Here is a 6,000-nt window from a genome sequence, read left to right as displayed (position 1 = left end):
GGGTTTACCGCCGTTTCCACCGGCACGGCCGGGTTCGGCAGGCGGATGATCATATCGTTGGCGCGGCCGCCGGTTGCGGCAAGCTGTTCCTTGAGACGGGCGGCTTCCTGGTTGCGCAGCGTCAGCATCGTGTCGAGATCGGCGTTTTTCGCCATGAGCGTAGCGACCTGTTCCTCCAGCCGGGTGACCTTGCGGCTTTCGCGGGCAACCGCCGTCATGGCTTCCTTGTTACGGGCTGCCACGTCCTGCAGTTCACGGGTTGCCGTTTCGCCTTCCTTGCGGAAGCGCGTGGCGCTCTGCTTGGCCTGTTCTGCCTCCAGATCGCGGGTGGCGGCGAGGATTTTCGAGTCATCCAGTTCGCGCGTCAGATTGGTCAGGCGGGCGGTGAGATCGGACATCTGGCTGGCGCGCTCGTTGGCGGCCTGCTCATGTTGTGCGAGGTTCGCCTGTATGATGCCGGCGCGTTCTTCGCTGGCATCAAGCGCTGCGCGCAATTCGCCGATTTCCAGCGTCAGCTCCTCGATTTTCAGGGAGAAGCTGCGGTTCTGCTCGCCAAGGCGATAGGCATCGCTGGAAGCGGCTTCGTTGGCGAGGCGCAGCGAGGTGTTCTTTTCCCGTTCCGTATCCAGTTCCTGGCGGACCTTGGCGTTTTCGGCGGCGTAGAGCGCACGCGCCATGTCCTTCTGGGCGCGGACTTCCTGCGGGCTGATCGGCATCGTCGCGCGTATGCGGTTTTCCGTATAGGCGACGATGCGGCGATGGATCGCGGGTGCGATCAGCAGGGCCAGCAGGGTTGCGGTGAGAAAACCCAATCCGAAGAGAATGGCATATTCGATCACGCGGGACAGTCTCCGAAACTCAGATACGCGCGCATTCGGAAAGAGGGGCGCGAAAGCACGTTACGCTATTATTGCAACCGTGGGGAGGGGTGTCGCACCGTCAAAACCGGCCCGTTATTTCCTCCCGCCCCGGCTTTAGCGAATCAGAAGGGGTTCCAGGTCGGCTGCTGGGTGAGCTTCAGGTAGCCGACATTGATGCCGAGGCGCGCGCCGATGCCGGTGCGGATCGGCGCGAGGGTCACGTCGCTGCTCTTCAGATAGGTCATGCCGACGCCGGCGACGATGAAGGCGGAGCCGCTCACACCGCCATAGCGGCGGTAAAGCGCATCGACGGAGGGCAGGTTGTAGACCAGCATCATGGCGCGGGTGCCCTGGCCGCCGTAATCGAGGCCGAGCGACGGGCCCTGCCAGAAGACCGGGTGCTGGCCGGCATTCTTGGTGTAAAGCGTGCCTTCGCCATAGGTGAGGCCCGCGACGAAAGCGCCGGAGCCTTCCTGCCCGAGAATGTAACCGTTCGGAAGACCGTATTGCTGGAAGGCGCGCTCCACCACCTTGGCAAGGCCGCCGGTGGTTTCACCGAAGAATCCGTGGCCTGCATCCACGACTTCCTGGAACGAATATTGATCGCTGTTCTGGGCCGAGGCCGGTGCGACCCACATCAAGAGGCTCGCAAGGAGCGCGACAATCTTTCCCAGTCCGAGGCGTGCAATGGTGCGGGTTTTCGTAAGGCGCATCGTCATGTCCGTCCGTCTGTTTCGTTAGCGCATAAGCCCGAAAATCCGAATCGGTTTTCGAAAGGGCCGGTCGCGCAGAGTCAAAGTTCTACAGCATGTTTCGCGCATCCTTGCGGATACACGGGGCTCCAGTGTGGCCTGTTAAGGCATTTGGCATTTTGAAACCATCCTATTAACAATCGGTTTACCAAATATGGTGTCATTATGGCTTAACAATTTCCACACCGTCCGCGCCTCCCTTGCGCAGGAGAGAATTTTATGACCAGCAAACTCAATATCACGCTGTCCGGTCCCGATCTGGCGGCTCTTCTGTGCAGTCGTGTGTGCCATGACGTTATTTCTCCTGTCGGCGCCATCAATAACGGCCTCGAACTTCTGGACGAGGGCGGCACGGATGACGATGCGCTCGATCTCATCCGCACGTCAGCCCTTAACGCATCCGTGCGGCTGAAGTTCGCCCGCCTTGCTTTCGGTGCTTCCGGCTCCGCCGGCGCGTCGATCGACACCGGCGAGGCCGAAAAAGCCGCCCAGGATTTCGCCGCCGCCGAAAAGAAGGCGGAAGTGAGCTGGAACGGCCCGCGCGCCATCGTTGCGAAGAATCGTGTCAAACTTCTGCTCAACCTCTTCCTCGTGTCTTACGGCGCCATTCCGCGCGGAGGCAATGTGGATGTGCTGCTGGAAAGCCCTGACGGCGACGCCAGGTTCGAAATCACCGTCAAGGGCCGGATGATGCGCGTGCCGGCCAAGTTCGTGGAAATTTACGAAGGCAGGCTGGAAGAGGCGGTCGACGCCCATTCCGTCCAGCCCTATTACACGCTGCTTCTGGCCGAAGAGGCCAATATGGCGGTGGAATACAAGGTGCATGACGATCGCATCGTGTTTACGGCGAAGACGATTACGGAGTGATCGTTTCGATGCGACAGTGACGCCATCAGGGGTCGGGCCGGCTTTTGCCAGTGCCCGGCCTTTTTCTTTTCAGAGGAGGAGGTCTCATGATCCGTGTCGAAACCGCGCGTCTCCTGCTGCGGCCGCATGCCATCGAGGACGAAGCACGTTATTGCGCCTTCTGGAGCGCGGATGTTCATCCGATCCCGGGCGTGAGCTCGATCGCGCCGCTCGATCCCGAACTCGCTTTCGCGCGGCTTCTGCGTTTCATCGGCCACTGGTCCGTCTTCGGTTTCGGCCCCTTCGTTGTGGAGGAAACCGCCACGGGACGAATCGTCGGCGAGGTGGGGCTGGCCCATATGCGCCGTGGACATGGCGCGGATTTCGACACCGCGCCGGAGGCCATGTGGAAGATCGACAGGAATCTGACCGGCAAGGGTGTGGCCAGCGAAGCGGTACAGGCCGCCCTTGGCTGGTTTGATGCCAAGGGCATATCGAACCGGATCGTCTGCATGATCGATCCGCTGAATGCGCCGTCGCTCGCGATCGCCGCCCGTTTCGGCTTCTGTCCTTTCCGGGAAACGACCTTCCGCGACAGTCCCGTGCGGCTTTTCGAGCGGATCGCGGATATCTAGCGCTCGGCATAACAGGAAGCGTTTGCGAGCGAGTCGCTGTCTCGATTGCGTTTCAGGACGACCTGAAACCTGTTTGAGGTCTCGGCAGGCGGCGGTTTGAACCAAGGGTTGGTCCATATCAACTCCTGGAGCATCCCATGCGCTATTTCATTCTGGCGATACTCGTCATCTTTTCCACTGCTCAGGCCGCAAGGGCGGAAAGCGGTATCGGCTTTAAACAGATCGAATTGCCGGATGAGGGGGGCGCGAGAACGCTTGCCGTTTCATTATGGTACCCGGCCGCGCCCTCGGGCAAAAGCGAGATCGTCGGCGAAAATGCCGCCTTTTACGGTCTTGAGGTTCAACCGGATGCCTCTTTTCTTAAGGATTCTCGTCCGCTCGTGCTGCTGTCGCACGGTTTTGGCGGCAGCTGGCGCGATCTGAACTGGATTGCCGGCGAGCTTGTTCGGGAAGGTTATGTCGTGGCCGCTCCGGATCACGGCGGCGAATCATTTACCGAAGAAAATGCGACCGAGATCGTTCCATTGTGGGAACGGCCGCGCGATATCAGCAGAACGCTGACGGCCTTGCTTGGCGATGATCGATTCGCCGGCAGGATCGATGGGACGCGCATCGCGGTTATCGGCCATTCCCTCGGCGGCTGGACCGCGATGGAACTGGTTGGCGCGCGATACAGCGCCGATCTTGCCCTGAAGGATTGCAGCGCAGAGAAGCGCCCGCCGCAATGCAAGGCTCCCCGGCTGCTCGCCAAAGTCGGGGTTGTTGGTGACGGCAAGGCCGATCCGCGGCTTTCGATGGATTTGAAGGATACCCGCATCCGCGCCGCCATCGCGCTGGATCTCGGGCCGGCCGCCGGTTTCCTGCCGGAAACGCTGCAGGCCGTCAGCGTACCGGTTCTGGTTCTGGCGGCAGGTGTGGAGACACCAGAGATCGCCGCCATCAAGGCCGATTCCGAATACATCGCCCGGCATTTGCCAAAGGCGACGACGGTTTATCGGGACATACCGGATGCCAGCCATTTCAGCTTCATGCAGATTTGTAAGCCGAACGGCGAAAAGATCGTGGAGGAACTTTCACCGGGAGAAGGTTTCGTCTGCCGGGATGGCGGCGGCAGGGACCGCGTGGCCATCCATGCGCAGATCGCGGAGGCAATCCTCGGCTTTCTGAAAGTGGAAATGCGCTAAGTTGGATTTTCGGGACGCCTCGCGACCGTAATGGCCGCAAGGCGTCCCTCTTTCAAACGGGGTTTACCTGATAGTGCCGATAAACGAGGTCTTCGGGATCGGAACGAGGTGCTGCCGGATCGAGCCTTCCGCCGATTCGTTCGGCGACGGCCGCTGATTTGCGGTTTTGCGGCGAGATGTAGCTGACAAGCGTGGGCAGGTTCAGGGTTTCAAAGGCCCAGTCGCGCAGCGCCGAGGCGGCTTCAGCGGCATAACCGCGCCCCTCATGGCCCTCGTAAAGCAGCCAGCCCAGTTCCTTTTCCGGAAACAGCGGACCGTGATTGATGCCGACCTGGCCGATACATTCCCCCGTTTTGCCAAGCTCGATCATTAGCGCGCCATGGCCGAAAAAGTACCAGTTGGCCAGATCGTGGCAGAACACGCCCCATGTTGAGGGCAGGTCGTATGGTCCGCCGACACCGATGGAGCGCGGCGACGTCATGAAGTTCCGATAGGCGGGGAAATGCGCCATGGTCAGCGGGCGCAGCGTCAGGCGATCCGTCTTGAGGGTTGGGATGGCGTGGTTCATGTACCGGCGTCCTTTGGCGATGCGTGGCCAGGTCTTTCTCTCCTCATTGCTCTTGTCACAGGAATCCGGTCGACGCGCGTCTGCGCGGCGGAAAGTCCTTTCAACCCAAGGACTTGGGCTGGCTGGATTCCTGTGACAAGCACAGCAATGAGGGAGAGAAATCGCAACAAAAAACCCGCCGTTTCCAGCGGGTCTTTTAAAAACTGTCCTGTTCCGGATTGGATCAGGCGGTTTCGAGGAATTCCGTGGCGCCGTCAGGCTCGCGCAGAACATAGCCGCGGCCCCAGACGGTTTCGATGTAGTTTGCGCCGCCGGCGGCGTTTGCGAGCTTCTTGCGCAGCTTGCAGATGAAGACGTCGATGATCTTCAGTTCCGGTTCGTCCATGCCGCCATAGAGGTGGTTCAGGAACATTTCCTTGGTCAGCGTCGTGCCCTTGCGCAGCGAAAGCAGCTCAAGCATCTGATATTCCTTGCCGGTCAGGTGAACGCGCTGGCCGCCCACTTCAACCGTCTTGGCATCGAGATTGACGATAAGCTCGCCGGTGGCGATGACCGACTGCGCATGGCCCTTGGAACGGCGGACGATGGCATGAATGCGGGCAACAAGCTCGTCCTTGTGGAACGGCTTCGTCATGTAATCGTCTGCGCCGAAGCCGAGGCCGCGAACCTTATCCTCGATGCCGGCCATGCCGGACAGGATGAGGATCGGCGTCTTGACCTTGGAGAGGCGAAGCGTTCTCAGAACCTCGTAACCCGACATGTCGGGCAGGTTGAGGTCGAGAAGAATAATATCGTAATCGTAGAGCTTGCCGAGGTCCACGCCTTCCTCGCCGAGGTCGGTCGTGTAGACGTTAAAGCTTTCCGACTTGAGCATCAGTTCAATGCTCTGCGCTGTCGCGCTGTCGTCTTCAATAAGTAGAACCCGCATAATTATCCCCTTTGCCGCCCGCGAACCGGTAAATCATTGCCTCGCGCGATGCGGATCCAGACGTTGCCTGATTTGCAGGCTGCCACCAAATGGTTAACAAATTCTAATTGCCTTTGGCAAGGTGTATCGAATTTATTAAGCAAAGAAGGCATTTCGCTGTTTTTGCACGTGAATCCACCATCGCCAAAATTGAAGCTCAACGTGAGGATTTCCCGCTAAGTGATTCA

General features: G+C 59.7%; 7 protein-coding genes. 3 read left to right on the top strand and 4 right to left on the bottom strand.

All coding sequences use genetic code 11. From position 1 onward, the window contains the following. Nucleotides 1-839, bottom strand: an 839-nt coding sequence (locus DA915_RS12205) for a hypothetical protein (RefSeq protein ID WP_107675911.1), incomplete at its 3' end; no start/stop codon positions are given. Nucleotides 840-982: 143 nt separating this feature from the next. Then, complete coding sequence (locus DA915_RS12200) at nucleotides 983-1,579, bottom strand: DUF1134 domain-containing protein (RefSeq protein ID WP_020011624.1); 597 nt, start codon at nucleotides 1,577-1,579, stop codon at nucleotides 983-985. Nucleotides 1,580-1,831: 252 nt separating this feature from the next. Here DA915_RS12200 and chpT point away from each other — a divergent pair, with 252 nt between their 5' ends. The 3 genes from chpT to DA915_RS12185 all read left to right on the top strand — a co-directional run bounded on the left by chpT (nucleotide 1,832) and on the right by DA915_RS12185 (nucleotide 4,277). After that, entirely contained in the window at nucleotides 1,832-2,479 is a 648-nt protein-coding gene (chpT, locus tag DA915_RS12195) for a histidine phosphotransferase ChpT (protein WP_004430002.1), read from the top strand. An 86-nt stretch (nucleotides 2,480-2,565) separates the two neighbouring features. Continuing rightward, the gene (locus DA915_RS12190) at nucleotides 2,566-3,093 is read left to right on the top strand and encodes a GNAT family N-acetyltransferase (protein ID WP_020812026.1); all 528 of its coding nucleotides are present in this window, start codon (nucleotides 2,566-2,568) and stop codon (nucleotides 3,091-3,093) included. 137 nt (nucleotides 3,094-3,230) lie between these two features. Continuing rightward, nucleotides 3,231-4,277 (top strand): alpha/beta fold hydrolase, encoded by a 1,047-nt coding sequence (locus tag DA915_RS12185; protein WP_192886475.1) that lies wholly within the window; start codon nucleotides 3,231-3,233, stop codon nucleotides 4,275-4,277. A 52-nt stretch (nucleotides 4,278-4,329) separates the two neighbouring features. Here the strand turns inward: DA915_RS12185 and DA915_RS12180 are convergent, their stop codons facing one another. Together DA915_RS12180 and ctrA are read right to left on the bottom strand one after the other, a co-directional pair. Continuing rightward, nucleotides 4,330-4,845 carry a GNAT family N-acetyltransferase gene (locus DA915_RS12180; RefSeq protein WP_107675910.1) on the bottom strand — a complete coding sequence of 172 codons (516 nt, stop codon included), beginning with the start codon at nucleotides 4,843-4,845 and terminating at the stop codon, nucleotides 4,330-4,332. Nucleotides 4,846-5,068: 223 nt separating this feature from the next. Next, on the bottom strand, nucleotides 5,069-5,773 hold the full coding sequence (ctrA, locus tag DA915_RS12175; protein WP_003522926.1) for a response regulator transcription factor CtrA: 705 nt from the start codon (nucleotides 5,771-5,773) through the stop codon (nucleotides 5,069-5,071). Nucleotides 5,774-6,000: the final 227 nt, after the last annotated feature.

The sequence above is a fragment of the Agrobacterium sp. LAD9 genome, from assembly GCF_003031125.1.
Taxonomy (GTDB): domain Bacteria; phylum Pseudomonadota; class Alphaproteobacteria; order Rhizobiales; family Rhizobiaceae; genus Agrobacterium; species Agrobacterium radiobacter.
Note: the sequence above shows the minus strand (reverse complement) of the source record. Positions and strands in the feature narration are given on the sequence as shown.